This window comes from Massilistercora timonensis (genome assembly GCF_048354975.1).
Classification (GTDB): Bacteria; Bacillota; Clostridia; order Lachnospirales; family Lachnospiraceae; genus Massilistercora; species Massilistercora timonensis.
In genome coordinates this window covers 21,913-41,135 of the sequence record NZ_DBGCJQ010000019.1, presented here as the reverse complement: position 1 = coordinate 41,135, position 19,223 = coordinate 21,913, and the positions used below count along the sequence as shown (strand labels likewise).

Genomic DNA, 19,223 nt, shown 5'->3' with positions numbered 1-19,223 from the left:
TTGTGGGTTGCCAGACGGAGCGCTTCCTTCGCAACTTCCTCTGATACGCCCGCGATCTCGAACATTACGCGTCCTGGCTTAACAACTGCTACCCAGTACTCCAGAGTTCCCTTACCGGAACCCATACGTGTCTCAGCTGGTTTCGTGGTTACAGGTTTATCCGGGAATATTTTGATCCATACTTTACCGCCACGCTTGATGTAACGTGTCATCGCGATACGGGCAGCCTCGATCTGGTTGGAACGGATCCAGCAGGGTTCCATTGCAACAATACCATATTCACCGTTTGTAATCTTATTTCCACGGAGCGCTTTTCCTTTCATGGAGCCGCGGAACTGTTTACGACGTTTTACTCTTTTTGGCATTAACATTATTTATCGCTCCCTTCCTTTGCCGCTTTTTCCGGAAGAATTTCGCCCTTGTAGATCCATACCTTAACGCCGATCTTGCCGTAGGTGGTATCTGCCTCAGCGAATCCGTAGTCAATGTCTGCTCTCAATGTCTGAAGCGGAATGGTTCCCTCGCTGTAGAACTCGGTACGAGCCATGTCGGCTCCGCCAAGGCGGCCGGCTACAGCGGTCTTAACTCCAAGAGCTCCGGACTTCATGGTCCTGGACATGCAGGACTTCATTGCGCGGCGGAAGGAGATACGGTTCTCAAGCTGCTGAGCAATGTTCTCCGCCACAAGCTGCGCATCCTTGTCTGGTCTTTTGATCTCTTTGATGTCGATGATAAGCTTCTTGTCTGTGAAACGGGCAAGTTCGCCTTTTACCTTCTCGATCTCGGATCCGCCCTTACCGATGACAACGCCCGGTTTTGCGGTGTAGATCACGATCTTTACACGGTCAGAGGCTCTCTCGATCTCCATTCTGGAGACGCCCGCGTTATATAATCTCTTCTTAAGATACGTTCTGATCTCATGGTCTTCCACCAGGTAGTCAGCGAACTCTTTCTCCGCATACCATCTGGAATCCCAGTCTTTGATGATTCCGACTCTCAAGCCATGAGGATTAACTTTCTGTCCCATGATTGCCCTCCTTATCTTTCATCCAGCACAAGTGTGATGTGGCTCATTCTCTTCTCGATCCTGTAAGCTCTGCCCTGTGCTCTCGGTCTGATTCTCTTCATTGTTGGTCCTTTGTTCGCGTAAGCCTCTGCAATATAAAGATTCTCAGCGTTCATACCATTATTGTTCTCAGCGTTCGCAACCGCTGACTCTAATAATTTCTTTATTAAACTGGAAGCATATCTTGGATTGTAAGTTAAAATACCAAGTGCTGTCGTTACATCCTTACCTCTGATGGCATCCAATACGAAACATGCTTTCTGAACAGAAACCCGTGCGTAAGACAGCTTCGCTGACGGTCTTGTGTCCTTATTCGCATTTCTCTCTCTCTTGATCTGGGATCTATGTCCTTTCGCCATGGATGAACCCTCCTTTCATAATCTGATTATCTAACTTTTGATTTCTTCTCGTCTTTGCCGTGTCCTCTGTATGTTCTGGTGGCTACAAACTCACCAAGCTTGTGTCCAACCATATCCTCTGTTACATACACCGGAACGTGCTTTCTTCCGTCATGAACGGCGATTGTATGTCCAACCATGCTCGGGAAGATCGTAGAACGGCGGGACCAGGTCTTGATAACGGATTTCTCGCCCGCAGCGTTCATAGCGTCGATCTTTTTCAGCAGGCTTGCGTCTGCAAATGGTCCTTTTTTAATAGAACGTGCCATAGGTTCTAACCTCCTTAATGATAACTATTTGATCGCTTTACCGTCTCTTCTTCTTACAATCAGCTTGTTAGAAGATTTGTTTCTCTTTCTGGTCTTAAGGCCAAGCGCCGGTTTACCCCATGGAGTGCACGGACCCGGACGTCCGATACCGGTCTTGCCTTCACCACCACCGTGCGGATGGTCATTCGGGTTCATAACAGAACCACGAACGGTCGGTCTGATACCCATGTGACGTTTACGTCCTGCTTTACCAAGATTAATCAGATTATGATCAGAATTTCCTACAACTCCCACAGAAGCTCTGCATACCAGCGGAACCATTCTCATCTCTCCGGAAGGAAGACGAAGGGTTGCGTACTTTCCTTCTTTCGCCATGAGCTGCGCGCTGTTTCCGGCGGAACGTACCATCTGGCCGCCTCTTCCCGGATAGAGCTCAATGTTGTGGATCTGTGTACCTACCGGAATCTCAGAAAGGGGCAGGCAGTTTCCTACTCTTACCTCGGCCTCCGGTCCGTTCATGACCTTCATGCCGACTTTCAGTCCCTCAGGAGCCAGGATGTATGCCTTCTCTCCATCTTCATAGCAGATCAGCGCGATATTGGCTGTTCTGTTGGGATCGTACTCGATTCCGATAACGTTTGCGCTGATTCCGTCTTTTCTTCTCTTGAAATCAACGATCCTGTATTTCTTCTTTGCGCCGCCTCCGCGGTGTCTTACTGTGATCTTACCTTGATTATTACGTCCTGCCTGTCTGCTCTTCGGTGCCAGCAATGACTTCTCCGGTGTTGTCTTAGTGATCTCAGAGAAATCAGAACCGGTCATCTGTCTTCTGGACGGTGTATATGGGCGGTATGTTTTGATTCCCATGATTGTTCTCCTTTCAACTGTTTATTATCACGGTTTCTGTCCGTTTATCTGCGCTTCCTAGAGACCCTGGAAGATCTCGATATCAGCGCTGTCCGCGGTCAGCTGTACAACAGCCTTCTTGCTCTTGGCAGTCTTTCCAAACTGCATGGTTCCGCGCACTCTTCTCTTCTTACCATCATAATTCATGGTGTTGACGCTCTTTACTTTCGCGCCGTCAAACATCTTCTCCACAGCCTCTTTTACCTGAGACTTGGTGGCTTCCGGATGTATCAGGAAGGTGTATTTCTTTTCTCCCATGAGCTCCATGCTCTTCTCTGTAACAACCGGCTTCAGGATTACATCATAATATTGAATGTTAGCCATTATGCGTACACCTCCTCGATATTGCGGACTGCAGCCTCTGTAGCGATCACTGTACCGTACTTCATAACGTCGTACGCGCTTACAGTGTTGGTCTTGGCTGTCTTAACGCCCTCGATATTTCTTGCGGAGAGCTCAGCGTTTGTGTTGCCGTCTTCCAGCACTACCAGCGCTTTTGCCACATCCAGATTTTTCAGCATGTTAGCGAAGTTCTTTGTCTTGATCTCGTCAAATGCCATCTTGTCAACTACGATGAACTTCTTCTCCTCTACTCTGGAGGTCAGGGCGGATTTAAGAGCCGCTCTTCTTTCTTTCTTGTTCATCTTAAAGGAATAGTCTCTCGGCACCGGAGCGAATACGATTCCGCCGCCTGTCCACTGAGGCGCTCTTGTGGAGCCCTGTCTTGCGTGGCCTGTTCCTTTCTGTCTCCATGGTTTTCTTCCTCCGCCGGAAACTTCAGAACGGGTCTTGGCCTTCTGTGTTCCCTGACGATTATTTGCAAGATGGTTTACGACCGCCATGTGCAGCAGGTGCTCGTTTACCTCAACACCAAATACCGCATCGCTTAAATCGATCGTACCAACTTCTTTACCTTCGATATTATAAACAGATACGTTTGCCATCTTAAGTCTTCCTCCTTCCTCGTCAAAACCTAGATCGATTTCACTGCTTCTTTGATCGTTACCAGAGATTTCTTCGGTCCCGGTACAGAACCCTTGATCAGCAGCAGATTGTTCTCTGCGTCTACCCGTACAACTTCCAGGTTCTGGATGGTGATCTTCTTGTTACCCATCTGGCCAGGCATCTTCTTGCCCTTGAATACTTTACTCGGATCAGAAGCAGCTCCGTTGGAACCAGCGTGACGATGGAACTTGGAACCGTGAGTCATAGGTCCTCTGTGCTGTCCGTGTCTCTTGATAGCGCCCTGGAATCCCTTACCTTTGGAGATTGCAGTTGCGTCAACCTTGTCGCCTACTTCGAAAATATCCGCTTTGATCTCCTGCGCAAGCTCATACTCGCCTGCGTTCTCTAATTTGAACTCTCTGACAAATCTCTTGCCTGACACGCCGGCCTTCGCGAAATGTCCCTGCTCAGCCTTGGTCAGTCCGTGGCGGTGTACGATCTCTTTCTTACCGCTCTTGTCTTTGTTGATGATCTTGTCTTTTTTGTCTGCAAATCCTACCTGGACCGCATTGTAACCATCATTCTCTTCGGTCTTGATCTGTGTTACCACACAGGGACCGGCCTGAAGTACGGTAACCGGTGTCAGTGTGCCGTCTTCATTGAAGATCTGGGTCATACCCACTTTGGTAGCTAAAATCGCTTTCTTCATTATAAATACCTCCTGTGATTTACAGCGGAACGCCCTTTTGGACGTTCATCCTAAATGTTAGGAATTACTGTGTTCTTATTTGGTTTTCATTTTGATATCAATGTACACACCTGCGGGCATCTCCAGTCTGGAAAGCGCGTCAACCGTCTTCTGGGTCGGTGTGATGATATCGATCAGTCTTTTATGAGTTCTCTGCTCGAACTGCTCTCTGGAATCTTTGTACTTGTGAACAGCTCTCAGGATGGTAACTACTTCCTTCTTGGTGGGAAGCGGTACCGGTCCGCTCACCTGTGATCCGTTTTTCTTAACAGTTTCGATGATTTTCTTCGCGGATGCATCTACCAGCTGGTGATCATACGCTTTCAGTGTGATTCTCATTACTTGACTTGCCATAAAAAAAGTCGCCTCCTTTTCGTACTTTTCACTTCAGTACGACAAGCGGTGACTGTACACTCTCCCGTGTGTGTCGTGAGCACCTCACACGGAACGCCACTCTTCTTAGTGGCTCTTTTTGTTCGTACAGTGACTTGTCGCCAGTTTCCTAACTTGACATTCGCTCCACGGAAAACCTGCCACTTGCGGGCAGCAACCTCACGCTTCACAGCTATCAATGTCACAGCTTTTTTAGTATATCTGATGAAACTGGTTTTTTCAAGACTTTTCTTCCATTTCTTGTATTTTTTTTCGTACAATCCAATTTTTTTCTCTTGTAATCCGGATTTATTTTCGCTACTATATTATATATTCTCAGGAGAAAGGAGCTGGCAGGCTTATGGATACGAAAAGATGGAAGGTAATGCTGGCGGTGGACGACTATGGAAGCTTCACCAGAGCCGGCGAGGTCCTGGGCTACACCCAGTCCGGGATCACACAGATGATGAAGTCCCTGGAGCGGGAAGTTGGATTCCCTCTTTTTGTCAAGGACAGCCACGGCATGCGGCTGACCCGGGAAGCCCAGGCTCTCCTGCCTCACGTCCGCTCTCTTCTCGCCGCGGATGAGGTGGTGCGCCAGGAGATCGCCTCTCTCAAGGGCGCCCAGGTGGGAACCATCTGCATCGGCACTTACTTAAGCTGTTCCATTCACTGGATCCCCAAGATCCTCCGGGCGTTCCACCGGGATCATCCGGATATCCACTTCAAGGTGATCGAGGGAGATGAAGGCGAACTGGCGGACTGGATCCAGGAACGCCGGGTAGACATCGGGTTCATCAGCCGTCAGGAAGGACAGCGCTATCAGTTCCTTCCCGTCATGGAAGATGAGCTGTTCGCCGTGCTGCCGGCGGAACACCCCCTCGCAGTCCGCGACGAGATCCCGCTGGAACTTTTTGAAGACATTCCCTTTGTCACCACCGCCTATGCTCCCGGCAGCGACATTCACCGGGTTCTGAAGCAATACAATCTGAAACCGGATATCCGGTACGTCTCCATCAATGAGTTCTCTGTGCTCTCCATGGTGGAGCACGGTCTTGGCATCACCCTGCTGCCGGGCCTGCTTCTGCGGGGACAGACCGGTGATTTTGTCTGCCGCAGCCTGAAGCCCCGGCTTTACCGCCAATTGGGCCTGGCTTACGCCTCCTCCCAGGATTTATCCCCGGCCGCCCGGATCTTCCTGGAATACGCCAAGGACTTTCTTCTGGACGACTGATCCCTGGACTTGCCGTATAAATATTTCTAATGTCCGCATTACATTTTCTAATATATTTATTGACATTTCCTTCACAAAAGACTATACTAAAAAAGAGGTTGAATTACCCGGACGCTCTCCCGCAACAGCGGAGGGCGTCTTTTTTTATCCAGAAAGGGGATGAGTACATGAGCAATCAGACAAATCCGGAAACTCGTCAGTGGGGATCCCGCTTCGGCTATCTCATGGTGGCCGCAGGAGCCGCCATTGGTCTGGGAAACATCTGGAGATTCCCGTATCTTGCCTACGAAGGCGGAGGCGGCGTCTTCCTGGTGGTCTACATCATCGTGGTTGTGCTGATGGGGCACCCCATGGTGGAGATGGAGACCGCTCTTGGACGCTATTCCGGCAAGGACACGGTCACCGCGTTCCAGCGGATCAACAAGAAATGGGGATTCGCCGGCTGGATGGCTGTAATCTGTACCACCCTCCTGTGTATGTATTACGTAGTAGTCGGCGGATGGGTTGCCAAGTACGCCTTCCAGTATATCGTCAGCGGCGATTTCGGTTCTGACAAACAGGCTTACTACGACAAATTCACATCCTCTGCTGTTGAACCTATCGTCTGGACCATGCTCCTTCTGGTGCTGGTCTCTGTGCTTCTGTATTTTGGCATCACCAACACGGTGGAGAAGATCTCCAAGGTCATGCTGCCCTTGCTGTTCGCGCTGCTGATCATCTGCGGGATCTGGGCTTTATTTGTAAATGAAAATGCCATCGAGGGCGTGAAGTATTACCTGCTTCCTGATTTCAGCAAATTCAGCTTCACCACCTTCGCCCAGGCGGCCACCCAGGTTCTGTTCTCCATCGGTATCGGCTGGGGACTCTACGAGACTCTGGGCGCCAATATATCAAAAGAAAACAACTTAAAGAGCGACGCTGTCATGGTTTCCGTATTTGATACGGCGGCTGCGATCCTGGCCGGTTTCGTGGTTGTTCCTTCCGCCTTCTCCGGCGGCGTGGACATTCAGTCTGCCGGCCCCAGCCTGGTCTTCAATGTTATGACCGACATCTTCGACCGGCTGGCAGGAGGCCGGATCATCGGCGCCTGCTTCTTCCTGGCCATCCTGTTCGCGGTGATCTCTTCCCTGTTCAGTTTCTTCGAGATCGCCATCCGCACCTTCGAGGACCACTGTCATATGGGACGGCGGAACGCCACCATCCTGACCGCAGTGATCATCGGCGCCGGGAATATCATCGTATCTCTTGGCTTTGGCATGTTAAGCGGGCTGAAGCTTCCCTGGCTCGACGCCAAGGGACTTACCTCCTATGGCCTCTACGACTGGCTGGATATGTTTACCGCATACCTTCTGATGCCCATCGGCTGTATCCTGGTCTGCGTCTTTATCGCCAAGGTCTGGGGCTTTAAGAATTATGAGAAGGAAGTTACCAACGACGGCAAATTCGGCCGCGTCACCGCATTTGACAAGATCCGCACCGTGGTGCTGGTTCCCTTCTTCATGATCGTCATTCTCTTGACTGTCTTCGGATTCATCCAGTAATGGATCCTTAGATATATATTTTATCATGCGTTCAGCAAAAGGAAGGAGAGGTATTACTTATGAGCGCTGCAACAATCTTACTTATCATCATGTGGCTTTTTGCCGCGGTATTCTTCGTGGTATTAGTCAAGGACGTTATGGCACACAAGGATGAACTCGACAAGAGCAAGATGGGGTACAACTCCCTGATCAGTGCCATCGCCAACTTCTTTGACACCCTGGGTATCGGAAGTTACGCCATTGCTACTTCCGCCTGGAAGTTCAACAAGTCCATCTCCGATGATCTGATCCCCGGAACCCTGAATGTGGCTTTCGGTATCCCGATCTGTGTGGAGGCCACCATCACCATGACCCGGATCGATGTGGATCCCCTGACTCTGGTCCTGATGATCGCTTCCGCCATTGTCGGATCCATCATTGGAGCCAAGATCATTTCCAAGATGGACATTATGAAGATCCGGATGGTTATGGGTGTAGCCCTTCTCATCGTGGCTGCCATCACCCTGTGCAAGATCAATGGCGTAGGACCATTCGGCCTTATCGGTACCGCAAGAGGCCTGACCGGCGCGCTGCTGGTGATCGGTGTTATTGCCAACTTCATCCTGGGTGTTCTGATGACTGCCGGTATCGGTCTTTACGCACCCTGTATGGCTCTGGTCCTGCTGCTGGGCATGAGCGCCGACGTGGCATTCCCCATCATGATGGGCTCCTGCGCGTTCCTGTGTCCCGCCTGCGGCATCACATTTATTAAGGAAGGAAAATATCAGCGGGCAATGACCATCCCCATGCTCATCACCGGTTCCATCGGTGTCCTGATCGCCGGATTCATTGTAACATCCCTGCCGCTGACACTGCTCACTTACCTGGTGTGCGTAGTCATGGTGATCTGCGCGATCCTGTTCTTCCACGATGCGAAAAAACAGTCCAAATAGGATCCTTGAAATATGTATCAGAAAAAAGGCATGCCACGGCATGTCTTTTTTCTTGGTTTCTTTATCTTTTTTTCACAGTTTGATTGACTTTTAACAATTCTGCTGGTAGAATACACATAGGGCGTTTGTTTTATTCATATCCACGACAAATCGGGGGGTTGTGGATGGAAGATTGTGTAATATGCACATGCCCGGAACTTTTACAATTTCATATTTCAATGATCTGGAGGGATGTTTTTATGGCAATGTACATCATGAAGGGATTGTGCGTGATCGGTATCATCCTGAACGTTGTTCTGATGATCCGCAAGAACAAAGAGCTCCGCGCAAATCCAGAGAAAGACCCTGAAATCGGTTTGACCGGCGAGGAACTGTGGCAGAGAGGTAAACAGCCAAAGAACCTTGTTGCAACCATTATCACCGGATTTGTAGCGAACTTCCTGGATACCCTGGGAATCGGTTCTTTCGCTCCGTCATCTGCTTCCTTTAAGCTGACGAAGTCTGTAGACGATATCCTGGTTCCTGGTACCCTGAACGTAGGTGATACCGTTCCTGTATGTGTTGAGGCTTTCCTGTTCTTCGGTTTCGTAGACATGGATATCCTGACACTGATCCTGATGCTGGTTGCTTCCGTAGTTGGTTCTTTCGTAATGGCCGACATCGTAACCAAGTTCGACCGGAAGAAAGTTCGTTACGCACTGTTCATCGGTCTCTTCATCTTGGCTACTGTAATCCTGATGAAGGTTATGGCCATCGGACCATTCGGTACCATCGGTACAGAGCTTGGTCTTCGTGGCGTGAAGCTTGTGATCGCTGTTGTTGGTAACTTCATCTTCGGCGCTCTGATGAGTATCGGCGTTGGTCTGTATGCTCCTTGTATGGCTATGGTTCTGGCTCTTGGTATGGATGCCGGATGTGCGTTCCCGGCTATGATGGGATCCTGCGCATACCTGATGGCATTTGGTAATGGCCCGAAGTTCATCGCTCAGGGAAGATACGACATGGTTGCTTGCTGGACACAGGCTATCTTTGGTGCCATCGGTGTTTACTGTGCATACGCTTTCGTATCCAGTCTGCCGCTTGACGTACTTACCAAGGTTATCGCTGTTATCGTTTACATCACAGCGTTCCTGTACCTGCATGACGCGATCAAGAAAGGTTCTGCTGCTTAATCCGTTAAGCAAGAGGATCTGCACAAACTGAATATTGAAAATGAAAGAGCGTTGGTTTCATCCCAACGCTCTTTTTCATGTCTCTATTTTATCTGCCCTTCTTCTCCTTTTCCCTCTGCTCCGCTTCCATCCGCAGATACAGGATCCGGTTCTTGGTCTTCACAAGGAAATCCTTCCATTTGTTCACGATCCCAACCGGTTTCCACCGGTATTCCGCTCCGCTTTTTTCCAGGATAAAATCCTTGAAGCTTCCCACATCTCCACCTTCCACATTCTCCTTTGGCAGGATCAGAAGATCGTCCTCATTCATCCCCACGTAGAAGGTTTTCTCATCTTCCCACAACCGGTAGATGTTCTTGTAATGGCCCATATTCTCTTCCGTGCCGTCGTCATGCACAGCCCGGACGCCGGTATTGCCAAAGTAGTAGGTGATCTCCTCATTCTCCTTCACTTCCGGGTTGCTCTTCATCATGGAAAGGGTCAGATACTGGCGGAACAACGCGGTCAGGATCAGAAGTCCGCCCACACCGTAGCTCACGATCACTCCCGGAAGGGCCAGGCCCTTTACGATCACCGGCACTGCCGCCAGAAGCACACCTGTGGCAAACAGATTAAAGGTAACTCTGGGGTGGCTGACCCGGTTCTGGAACTTGATGAAGGTCATCATCATCTTCGTGTCACGCCGGATCTTAACCGTGTAATGGTTTCTCCGGGGATCTGCGCTCACCACGCTCTCCTGCTCCTGTCTTTCTTCTATCTCCATCTTATGATATCCTCCGTTTTTCTAATTGCTGAACGCATTTATCATACCATATTTCTACTACTTTTCCCAGTGTTTTCTTGACTCTTCCTCACATTTTCACTTTATCATGGTGCAGTTTCATCATGATACTTCGTTAAATTAAACAAATAATTTCCATATATCTTCCAATTATTGTGAAAACATCCGAAATCTCTCTTTTTTTACCGATAAGATTGACTCCTTCATACCCCGGTGCTATATTATAACTATCAAGACCAACGGCGGTCTCCATAGCTTTGGGGGACTGCCTTTTTTAAAACAACCTGCGGTTGTTATTGCAGTTAGGCCGTCGCCGGGCATCCCCCCAAGATCGCCCCTGCGGCTGCCGGCTCAATTTATATATATACGCCCTTATCACAGGAAAAAGCATTCCCCAGCTTTTGTATATAGATAAACAAGACTGCGATGCAACAAAAACCTCTCAATGACATACCAAAAAGGAAAAGCACGGCATAACAGATGCCGTGCTTTTTCTCTCTTATGTAACATTATCTCTTCTGCTCGTTCTTGCGCATCTTCAGCTTCAAAAGCGCCAGAGCCTTCTTGCAGTCCAGCTCCACAACATTGTTCTCGCCTACCACGTCGGTCTCTGTTCCGTCCGCGCTCTTGTTGATGTCGATGATACCGTCCAGATAGTCGTTGACAACAACGAACTGAGCCACCGTACCGCTGAAGTTCAGGCCGGTCACTGCGATCCCTCTGGTTCCCAGCTGCTCACAGGTATTGGTAAAGTCAACATCGCTGTTGCCCCAGCCGTCAGAGGAGATGATCACACCGTCCGCGCGCATGGCTTCCGCCCATACAGCGGTCCTGGTACCTACCAGCATCTTATCCACGTTGTCGTCCGGGGTTCCTACAATAACGATCCCCATCAGGTCCACATCCGTGTCCTGGGAAACCACGTCAAGCAGCGGATCCCGGAAATGATGAAGTGACGTTTCCTTGGTTGATGGTCCGATTCCCATGCTTACACCTCCTTACTGCATAGAACGGATGATTCCGTCTCTATATTCGTTGGGCGTAACCAGAACCGGCATGTTGCCCATATCGATGATCGAGCGTCCGCCTTCTACGCCGGAAGGCTCTTTCGCAAACAGGTGAGTATCATACATTGCCCCTTGGCCTGCCACCTGTTTTACGATCAGCACCCGTTTCTTCCCAGGTCTTACAATATCATGATACTCGTGGCGTTCTGTACACTTCTCGCCTTTGAATTTCTTAAGCTTATCCCGATAGCTCTGGATAAACTTGTCGCAGGCTCTGTGAGCCGCTGTGGGGCCCGGCCTCTCCTGGCCCATGCCCGCCGCCAGCGTCACGTCAAAGGAGATAATATAATCGTTGTCTCCCGGCGTGCCTGCGCGGTTCAGATACAGCTGATCCTTCAGATTTCCCTCAGAAGAACCAAATTCATGGCACTGCTTGCCGTTTACATCCACTCCGGTAAGGATCACATAGACACCGGTAACCGTGTGGGTGATCCCCTCCCCGATCTTGCCCAGAACCTTGGTGGAGATCGGAATGATGTCCATGATGGTGTTGGTCCAGCGGTCGTGGTCGCCAGGCTTGATGATCTGGATGTCGATCTTCTCCAGATGCTCTTCCTCAGCCACCAGCTGATCGATCATCTCTTTGCTGACCGTCATATGTCCGTCAACAGTGATGTCGTTGTGATCGCCCCATTCTACATCTGTCATGTGGAAGGCCTTGATCACCAGACGTCTTAAGTCTCTTATTTCGTCTGCCAAGTCTTTCACCTCCTAATCCAACAAAAGGGCAGATGCAACTTACATCTGCCCTTTCCATTAACAATCCTTAGATCTTAGCAACGTACTCAAACGGCAGCGGTACGATAGTTCCAGGTGTCTGGATCTTTACTAACTGCTCAAGAGTAGCCTTAACGATCTGTGTCTGCTGTTCAACATTGTGCGGTCCACCAGCGTTAGCTCCCATAGGAACCAACGGAGCAACTGCACGAGGAGTACCGGTCTGACGAACAACCGGCGGAAGAGCTGCAATAATGATTGTAGGAATTCCAGCTTCTTCAATCGCTCTCTGCACCAATACTGCAGAGCGGTGGCAGGTACCTCAGCCAGCGGTGAGGATTACTGCGTCAACATCCTCTTCTTTGAACATCTGCGCGATGGCCGGACCAGTCTCGTGTTTGAATTTCTCCTGGTTTCCGCCGCCGCCCATGAATCCGGCGTGTACCGGAGCGCAGGCTCTGATGAAGCCTTCTGCTGCCAGCTCATGGATTCTGTCGATGGGGAACATGCAGTTGATGTCTTTGTTAACATCACTGTTGTCATATCCACCATGGGATACCATCAGATCACTGGATGGTGTGGTGTTCTCGATTTTTCTCCATGTCCAGTCACCAGCAAGATTGAATCTTTCCTGGGATTTCTTATGAACACCTGCTGCTGTCGCAAGAGCGATAGACATATCTTTCAGCTCTTTTGTTACAGGAGTCCATACTGCCGGTGGAGTAATAGGAACGAAGATTTCAGATTGTAAACCTTTAACAACCGTTAAACTCATTTTTAGACCTCCTTATTATCCAAACGCGTACGCATCTCTTCTTGTTTGCGCCGTTCTTTCTCAATGTTGCTGACATATTTATCATTTACTTCCGGTCCCAGCTGCTCCGGAAAGCTCATGTTCCATCCCACTTCCTGGCCTATTTTAGGTTCGGTGTCGCAGATAAACATTCTCTTGGGAGCTTTGAAGAACCCCAGGCGCCCTTTCAGGTCCACGCTGATGCTGCAGTCGTCAACATCCACGATCACGCCTTCCATGTAAATGATCTTGTCACCGTAATTCAAGCGTTCATTATTCATTCAGAAACACCTGGATTAGTCGTATTTTTCCTTACGTTTCTGGCTCATCGGCAGAGACTGCTCGTTCTCAACGAGATCAACCTTCTTGCCGTATGCAGCTTCGATCAGCTCTACGTTGGTAGATTTAACGTTCGGATTCCACTTCTTCTCAGCAGCCTTTACTTCCTCGCCGGCCATAGCTGTCTTCAGCATAGCCAGAGCACGGATCGCATCCTCTTTGCAAAGGGTGTTGCAGCCAAGAACCTCGTTCTCGATACCGGACTCGGACTTGTTGTTGTCAACCATGTACTGCATGTGCTTGTTACCAACAACCAGCGCGCCCTGTACTGCACAGTAGGACATACCTACTACCGGAACGCCTCTCATACCGATCTGCTCGATGTGGCTTGCGAAGTCGATGTGGTTGTTTCCGAAACCTTCTGTTGTAACGAAAGCTCCGTCTACGTCCATCATCTCTACGGTGTGTCCAACACGTTTGGATACATAGAATTTCTCAGCGTTGATCTGCGGGCTTCCTACGAATACAACGCCGCAAAGGTCAACTTCCGGATCATGCAGGGCTTCCAGAACCAGTGGCTCTCTCCAGTAATGTCTGGACATTTCCTTGGAAGCAGGTCCGATACAGGTAAGAGCGTGGATACATCCATCCAGAACCTCCAGCGGAGATACGCATACCGGAACGTTTCCTAAGTCTACGTTTGCTCTTGCGCCAAGGATTCCAACAGGCTCTACAGGAAGGATGAAGTTATCATGCATAGCTCCCTGTCCCATGATCTCCTTAACGATAACAACTTTCTTCTTGCCAGGACGACGAACCTGTTTCAGTTCCTCAGTATCAACTACCAGGCTCTCATCCAGCTCTTTCATAACTTCACGGATCTCCTGAGTGATCACATCGAAAGCGGTGTGGGCAGCCATAGGTCCACGACGCTCCATGTTGGTCTTCTCCTGGATCACGATGTTACCCTTGATAAAGATCTCGCCTTTATCCGGGCAGCTCGGACGGTTCCACATAATGTTCTCATCCAGGTATCCTTCGGAAGAACCGAACTCACCGATCTGAACTCCGCCTTCATCGGTACCGGTCAGCATCATTACAACGCCGTCCAGAACTCTTGTTACGCCTGTACCAAGGTCAGCGTCGCCTTCCTTTGTAGCGATAGGCTGAACGTCCATGATGGTCTCAGAATAGGTGTGATATTTGTCAGGAGTGATGATCTCCAGGTGGAAATCTTTAACCAGTTCCTGATTGTCGATAACTTCCTGCTCAATGCCTTCACGGATGTAAAGAGTGGTTCCCTCGATCTTGGTCTCCGGTCCTCTCTTAACCTCTGTGATGTTGAAGTGCTTTCTGGTCAGGCTTCTAACGACTTTCTCCTCGCCAGCTTCTGCTGCCGCTGCGTCGCCTGCTACTGCCGTTGCTGCTCCTGCTGCTACAGGAACTGCTGCTGCGCCACCTGCTCCAAGAGCTCCAACCGGGATCTCAAGGTCAATGTCCTTGCCCTCGCCGATGTGGATCTTCAGTGTTCCGCCTGCTGCTACAGGAGCTGCCGCTACAGGAGCCGCTGCCTCTGCTGCAGGTGCCTCTTCCTCTGCTTCCTCTGCTGCCGGTGCGCTTGGAGCCTTAACGCCATCCAGAACGTCTGGGGTCAGCGGGCAAAGAGAATCACAAGTCTTGGTAAGCTTTGCTCCCAAAACTTCTTCGATGGTCAGGCAGCCATCCAGGCTTAACAATCCGGAATCTACCAGATCGTCAAAGATTGCCGGATCCTCCAGGTTCGCCGGCTCAATTGTAATTCCAGCTTCGGCTCTGCAACACAATACCGCAGGATCATGAGCATGTTCTTTCGCTGTTTCAGCTGTGATTGACATATTGTTTTCCCTCCTTGTTTTGTTTGGTTACCTTCCCGCAACCGGGATTTGGGTAGTATATATACGACTGTTTGCGGCGGGGGAGTCACCTCTCGATCCTCCCCAGCAGAGGAATCGGGGGTCCCCCGCCCTGCCGCAGACAGTAGTAATACCTATGGTCTTATGATTTCATTAAAAATCAATATCCTGGCTGACCTCTTTGGAGATCTTCAGGGTTCTGTAAAGAGGATGACCAACCGCCCTCATTACATGGTCTGTCTGATGGAATACTTTCAGTCCCATCTTAGGTCCGGAAGCCATTACCGTGTTGGAGCAGTCGGAACAGTTTCCGATGATGATGTACTCACACTTGTCCTTCTTAAACTGCAGGTTGTTCTTAACCTGTCCAGGACAGTTGCCGGGACGCAGACACTTAAGCGGTGCGCCTGGTTTGCTCTCGATGGCCTGTTTACATCTGCATACAGATACCACCTTGCCGTTCATCTTCTCGGCCAGTTCGCGCATGCGGTCTTCGCTTCCGCCGCAGGCACAGACCAGAAGACCTACGTTAGCGCCGTGAAGATCCGGGAACTCTACGCTCACCAGGATTCCTCCTGTGGTCTTGGTGATAGGCTCGTCTACTGTTGTGGACTTGCCTGTGAAGGCTCCGCCCATTACGATCTCGCCGTAAGCGCCATCGATGCCGCCGGCCTTCTCGATCAGCTCGCCAACGCTTACGCCAACCGGAACATCCATGAATACATGGGCCTGATTGCCGCCGTTAAGCTTGCCGCGCACGGTCAGGTTCTTGGTGATGCAGGGCTTCTTCTCCTCGATCGCTTCTGCGATCTTGGCTACAGTCTCCAGGTTCACAACTACAGATCTTGCTGCAGAAGGAAGCTGGGTGGGAAGAAGGTTGATCCCCAGACACTCTCTTACTACTGCACGCTCCTCGCCCATCGGGTAGATGTCCGCCAGGAAGTGCATGGAGATGTCCGCCTCGTCTTTGAGCGCCGCATCCAGATGCTTGATGGCGTCGTGATGTTTCTTCTTGATCGCGAAGATCGCCTTGTCTGCATGAGTGATCTCCATACAGTATTTCACGCCGCGGATCACTTTATCCGTCTGCTCTACCAGCTGCTTGATATTGTGCTCCAGTCCCGGCTCACACTCTGCAGCATTGATCAGGATATAGCTGTGATCCAGCTTAAAGTCTGCCGGAAGCTCCGGGTTGATCTCCGGATCCAGCTCTGCCAGCGGTGTCTCCGCCAGATTGATATTCAGCTTTACGCCTGTGGGGAATCCGGCTCCGCCCATTCCAACGATTCCTGCCGCCTTGATCATATCCAGCTTGGTGGCATCTGCAGGTACGTCGATCGGTACAAACTCATCCGGCTGCTCAGCCGCAGGCTCGATGATGATCCTGTCGTCTGTGATGTCCACAACCTTACCATAGACACTGGAGAAGATATTTGCTCCCAGTCCTGTAGGTGTTGCGATGAGCGTACCTTTTTTTACGTCATCCCCAACCTTTACACATGGTGCGCACGGAGCGCCCACATGCTGACGCAATAATAACTGTACATTTCCCATGACACATATCTCCTTTTCTTTATTATATAAGTAAGCCGGAACCCTGCGGCCCCCTTACTTATTTTCTTATAATATTTTTCTATAAATCACGCATGCCATTTTTTTAACATGCTGTGAGTATTCTCTGGCGAGGGCATGTGGGAATCGAACCCACCCAGGACGCTCTTAACGCCCCACACTAGTTTTGAAGACTAGGAGGCACACCAGTCACCCATCTACCCCCATATGGTTTCTCCCACGCCTAATTACAATAGCACATCTTCCCAGTGATTTCAACCGTTTTTGACTATTTTTATAATAACAAAAAGGCGTTGACTTTTCAAGGCTTTTCGTCCATAATAGAGATAACGAACTGAACGAGGTACTAGAATACAGTCTATTTGTTAAATTTCTGTCGTTCTGGTATATCTGTCAGGGAAATGGCGCACTGAAAACATGGGGGTTTTCAGTGTTCCGACACAAAATTTATAGATTCTATCTATAAGTATTCAATTTCAAGGAGGTATTTGTTATGGAGTTAAAAGCGAATGTTAACTTCAATCGGTTTGAGGCCGCTCTTCAGGTTGTAGACGCTCATACCGAAGGCGAGTTCTGCCGTATGGTCATCGGCGGATTCCCGGAGCCGCAGGGCAACACCATGATCGAGAAGAAGAAATGGATGGAAGAGAACTACGACAATGTTCGTACCGCTCTGATGTTCGAGCCCAGAGGACACCACGACATGTTTGGTGCTTTCCTGTGCGAGCCAGTGAACAAAGAAGCTGATTTCGGCGTAATGTTCATGGATACAGGCGGATACCTGAACATGTGCGGACACTGCACCATCGGCGCTGTTACCGTTGCTGTTGAGGCTGGTCTTGTTGAGTCCCACGAGGGCGAGAACGAAGTTGTTCTTGACGCTCCTGCAGGACTGATCCGCACCAAGGCTATGGTAAAAGACGGCAAGGTTGAGAGCGTAACTCTGACCAACGTTCCGGCATTCGTTTACAAAGAGAACCAGACCGTAACCATCGACGGCAAAGAGATCAAGTTCACCATCTCCTTCGGCGGAAGCTTCTTCGCTCTGGTAGATACCACACAGCTTGACATCGGCGAGATCAACGCCAAGACCGTTCCGGCTTACACCGCTCTTGGAATGAAGATGCTGGATGTCATCAACAAAGAGATCCCGGTTAAGCACCCGCTGCTTGACATCGACAGCGTTGACCTGGTTGAGTTCTACGGACCGACCCCGAATCCGGACAAGGCTGATCTTAGAAACGTTGTTATCTTCGGCGACGCAATGGCTGACCGTTCTCCGTGCGGAACTGGTACCAGCGCGAAGCTTGCTACCCTGCATCACTGGGGAGAGATCAAAGTCGGTGAAGAGTTCCGTTACGAGAGCTTCATGGGCAGCCTGTTCAAGGGCGTGATCAAAGAGACCACCAAGGTTGCTGACTACGACGCAGTTATCCCGATGATCACCGGAAGCGCTTACCTGACAGGTGTGGCTACATACCTGATCGATCCTACCGATCCATTGAAATATGGTTTCCAGGTTGGCTAATCAACACTTGTGATCACTTGAAAGAAGATAGAAGCGGATCTTCACGATCCGCTTCTATTTGTATCATCCTGCATGGCGCACCTGCGCCGCGCAGCATCTGAAGGGAATGATGCCCATGCCGCGCAAACGAAGATCCACCAAGAGCCGCATTGTCAAGGCGGCCTGGAACCTGTTCTTCAAAAACGGCTATGACCGCACCACGGTAGACGATATCATCGCCGCCTCCAAGACGTCCAAGGGAACGTTCTACCACTATTTCAAAGGGAAAGAGGCGCTCCTTAATTCTCTGTCCTATCTCTTTGACGAGAAGTACGAGGAGCTGGCGGCTGTGATCGACCCACATCTGTCTGCCTACGACAAACTATTGTTTTTAAACCATGAGCTGTTCTATATGATCGAGACCAGCATCGACATCAAGCTGCTGGCCTATCTCTATTCTTCCCAGCTCATTACCAAAGATAAGAAATCCCTCTCCGACCAGAAGCGCTTCTACTTCAAGTGGGTCACCGAGATCCTGGCCGAAGGGCTCAAAAACGGAGAATTCAAGAATACCAGCACCGCAGAAGAGTTGATGGACATTTACGCCATGTACGAACGGGCCGTGCTCTATGACTGGGCGTTGTTCAAGGGAAAATATTCTCTCTCTGAATACAGCGACCGGCTGCTCCCCCATGTGCTGGACACTTTTGTAGACGGGATATAAAAAACGACGACAAAAAGCGGACGCCCCGGGATCTCTTCCCTGTGCGTCCGCTTTCTTTGTCTGCAATGGTTTACACCATACATTCATGCAGGTCTTCGGGCTCAATGCCAGCCTCCTGCATCATGGCCGTGATCTCCTCCCGGGCGGACAGATCCGCGCACCAAGCCAGGCCGCAGCCCGCCGAGATGGCTCTTGGCACCGGGATCACCCGGCCCGGAGTCCCGCTTTCCTTACAGGCCTTCTCCATGGCCATAGCATCTGCCGTCGTATGAAAAGTCACAACCAGTTTTAATTCTTTTTTTCTCATG

General features: G+C 50.1%; 23 protein-coding genes and 1 tRNA gene. 6 read left to right on the top strand and 18 right to left on the bottom strand.

Annotated features, from left to right (window positions below):
- The 9 genes from rplP to rpsJ form a co-directional block, all read right to left on the bottom strand.
- On the bottom strand, positions 1-371 hold a 371-nt coding region (gene rplP, locus ACML7B_RS01550), incomplete at its 3' end, for a 50S ribosomal protein L16 (protein ID WP_418539040.1).
- Positions 371-1,027, bottom strand: a complete 657-nt coding sequence (gene rpsC / locus ACML7B_RS01545; protein ID WP_106789794.1) for a 30S ribosomal protein S3 — start codon at positions 1,025-1,027, stop codon at positions 371-373. The genes rpsC and rplP, both read right to left, overlap by 1 nt.
- A gap of 11 nt (positions 1,028-1,038) precedes the next feature.
- The gene (gene rplV / locus ACML7B_RS01540) at positions 1,039-1,425 is read right to left on the bottom strand and encodes a 50S ribosomal protein L22 (protein ID WP_106789793.1); all 387 of its coding nucleotides are present in this window, start codon (positions 1,423-1,425) and stop codon (positions 1,039-1,041) included.
- Between the two features lie 26 nt (positions 1,426-1,451).
- On the bottom strand, positions 1,452-1,733 hold the full coding sequence (rpsS, locus tag ACML7B_RS01535) for a 30S ribosomal protein S19 (RefSeq protein WP_022318972.1): 282 nt from the start codon (positions 1,731-1,733) through the stop codon (positions 1,452-1,454).
- A gap of 24 nt (positions 1,734-1,757) precedes the next feature.
- The gene (gene rplB, locus ACML7B_RS01530) at positions 1,758-2,600 is read right to left on the bottom strand and encodes a 50S ribosomal protein L2 (RefSeq protein WP_106789792.1); all 843 of its coding nucleotides are present in this window, start codon (positions 2,598-2,600) and stop codon (positions 1,758-1,760) included.
- A gap of 57 nt (positions 2,601-2,657) precedes the next feature.
- On the bottom strand, positions 2,658-2,963 hold the full coding sequence (rplW, locus tag ACML7B_RS01525) for a 50S ribosomal protein L23 (protein ID WP_418539039.1): 306 nt from the start codon (positions 2,961-2,963) through the stop codon (positions 2,658-2,660).
- Positions 2,963-3,583 carry a 50S ribosomal protein L4 gene (rplD, locus tag ACML7B_RS01520; protein WP_106789790.1) on the bottom strand — a complete coding sequence of 207 codons (621 nt, stop codon included), beginning with the start codon at positions 3,581-3,583 and terminating at the stop codon, positions 2,963-2,965. The genes rplW and rplD overlap by 1 nt, the downstream gene beginning before the upstream one ends.
- 29 nt (positions 3,584-3,612) lie before the next feature.
- A complete protein-coding gene (rplC, locus tag ACML7B_RS01515) occupies positions 3,613-4,293 on the bottom strand; it encodes a 50S ribosomal protein L3 (protein ID WP_106789789.1) in 681 nt (226 codons plus the stop codon).
- 75 nt (positions 4,294-4,368) lie between these two features.
- A complete protein-coding gene (gene rpsJ, locus ACML7B_RS01510; protein WP_087163498.1) occupies positions 4,369-4,686 on the bottom strand; it encodes a 30S ribosomal protein S10 in 318 nt (105 codons plus the stop codon).
- A 379-nt stretch (positions 4,687-5,065) separates the two neighbouring features.
- Here rpsJ and ACML7B_RS01505 point away from each other — a divergent pair, with 379 nt between their 5' ends.
- The 4 genes from ACML7B_RS01505 (at position 5,066) to ACML7B_RS01490 (ending at position 9,583) form a co-directional block, all read left to right on the top strand.
- Positions 5,066-5,938: a LysR family transcriptional regulator gene (locus tag ACML7B_RS01505; protein WP_418539038.1), complete on the top strand. Its 873-nt coding sequence runs from the start codon at positions 5,066-5,068 to the stop codon at positions 5,936-5,938.
- A gap of 167 nt (positions 5,939-6,105) precedes the next feature.
- Complete coding sequence (locus ACML7B_RS01500) at positions 6,106-7,479, top strand: sodium-dependent transporter (RefSeq protein WP_106789786.1); 1,374 nt, start codon at positions 6,106-6,108, stop codon at positions 7,477-7,479.
- A gap of 59 nt (positions 7,480-7,538) precedes the next feature.
- A complete protein-coding gene (locus tag ACML7B_RS01495; RefSeq protein WP_418539037.1) occupies positions 7,539-8,411 on the top strand; it encodes a permease in 873 nt (290 codons plus the stop codon).
- 239 nt (positions 8,412-8,650) lie between these two features.
- Positions 8,651-9,583 carry a permease gene (locus tag ACML7B_RS01490; RefSeq protein WP_346707105.1) on the top strand — a complete coding sequence of 311 codons (933 nt, stop codon included), beginning with the start codon at positions 8,651-8,653 and terminating at the stop codon, positions 9,581-9,583.
- An 88-nt stretch (positions 9,584-9,671) separates the two neighbouring features.
- Here the strand turns inward: ACML7B_RS01490 and ACML7B_RS01485 are convergent, their stop codons facing one another.
- From ACML7B_RS01485 to ACML7B_RS01450, 8 genes are all read right to left on the bottom strand, one after another.
- A complete protein-coding gene (locus ACML7B_RS01485) occupies positions 9,672-10,346 on the bottom strand; it encodes a YcxB family protein (protein WP_418539036.1) in 675 nt (224 codons plus the stop codon).
- Between the two features lie 527 nt (positions 10,347-10,873).
- A complete protein-coding gene (locus ACML7B_RS01480; protein WP_106789783.1) occupies positions 10,874-11,350 on the bottom strand; it encodes a glycine/sarcosine/betaine reductase component B subunit in 477 nt (158 codons plus the stop codon).
- 12 nt (positions 11,351-11,362) lie between these two features.
- Positions 11,363-12,130, bottom strand: a complete 768-nt coding sequence (gene prdD / locus ACML7B_RS01475; protein WP_418539035.1) for a proline reductase cluster protein PrdD — start codon at positions 12,128-12,130, stop codon at positions 11,363-11,365.
- 67 nt (positions 12,131-12,197) lie between these two features.
- Complete coding sequence (gene prdB / locus ACML7B_RS01470) at positions 12,198-12,923, bottom strand: D-proline reductase (dithiol) protein PrdB (RefSeq protein ID WP_418539034.1); 726 nt, start codon at positions 12,921-12,923, stop codon at positions 12,198-12,200.
- 2 nt (positions 12,924-12,925) lie between these two features.
- The gene (locus ACML7B_RS01465; protein ID WP_106789780.1) at positions 12,926-13,222 is read right to left on the bottom strand and encodes a CBO2463/CBO2479 domain-containing protein; all 297 of its coding nucleotides are present in this window, start codon (positions 13,220-13,222) and stop codon (positions 12,926-12,928) included.
- A gap of 15 nt (positions 13,223-13,237) precedes the next feature.
- Positions 13,238-15,094, bottom strand: coding sequence for a D-proline reductase (dithiol) proprotein PrdA (gene prdA, locus ACML7B_RS01460; RefSeq protein ID WP_418539033.1), 1,857 nt, complete (start codon positions 15,092-15,094; stop codon positions 13,238-13,240).
- A gap of 171 nt (positions 15,095-15,265) precedes the next feature.
- A complete protein-coding gene (locus ACML7B_RS01455; protein ID WP_346707111.1) occupies positions 15,266-16,666 on the bottom strand; it encodes a proline reductase-associated electron transfer protein PrdC in 1,401 nt (466 codons plus the stop codon).
- A 125-nt stretch (positions 16,667-16,791) separates the two neighbouring features.
- Positions 16,792-16,889 (bottom strand) — tRNA-Sec (locus ACML7B_RS01450).
- Between the two features lie 288 nt (positions 16,890-17,177).
- Between ACML7B_RS01450 and ACML7B_RS01445 the strand changes: the two genes are divergently transcribed.
- On the top strand, positions 17,178-18,212 hold the full coding sequence (locus ACML7B_RS01445; protein ID WP_346707112.1) for a proline racemase family protein: 1,035 nt from the start codon (positions 17,178-17,180) through the stop codon (positions 18,210-18,212).
- A 115-nt stretch (positions 18,213-18,327) separates the two neighbouring features.
- Complete coding sequence (locus tag ACML7B_RS01440) at positions 18,328-18,915, top strand: TetR/AcrR family transcriptional regulator (RefSeq protein WP_346707113.1); 588 nt, start codon at positions 18,328-18,330, stop codon at positions 18,913-18,915.
- 70 nt (positions 18,916-18,985) lie between these two features.
- Here the strand turns inward: ACML7B_RS01440 and ACML7B_RS01435 are convergent, their stop codons facing one another.
- Entirely contained in the window at positions 18,986-19,222 is a 237-nt protein-coding gene (locus ACML7B_RS01435) for a DUF3343 domain-containing protein (protein ID WP_418539031.1), read from the bottom strand.
- Position 19,223 lies beyond the last annotated feature (1 nt).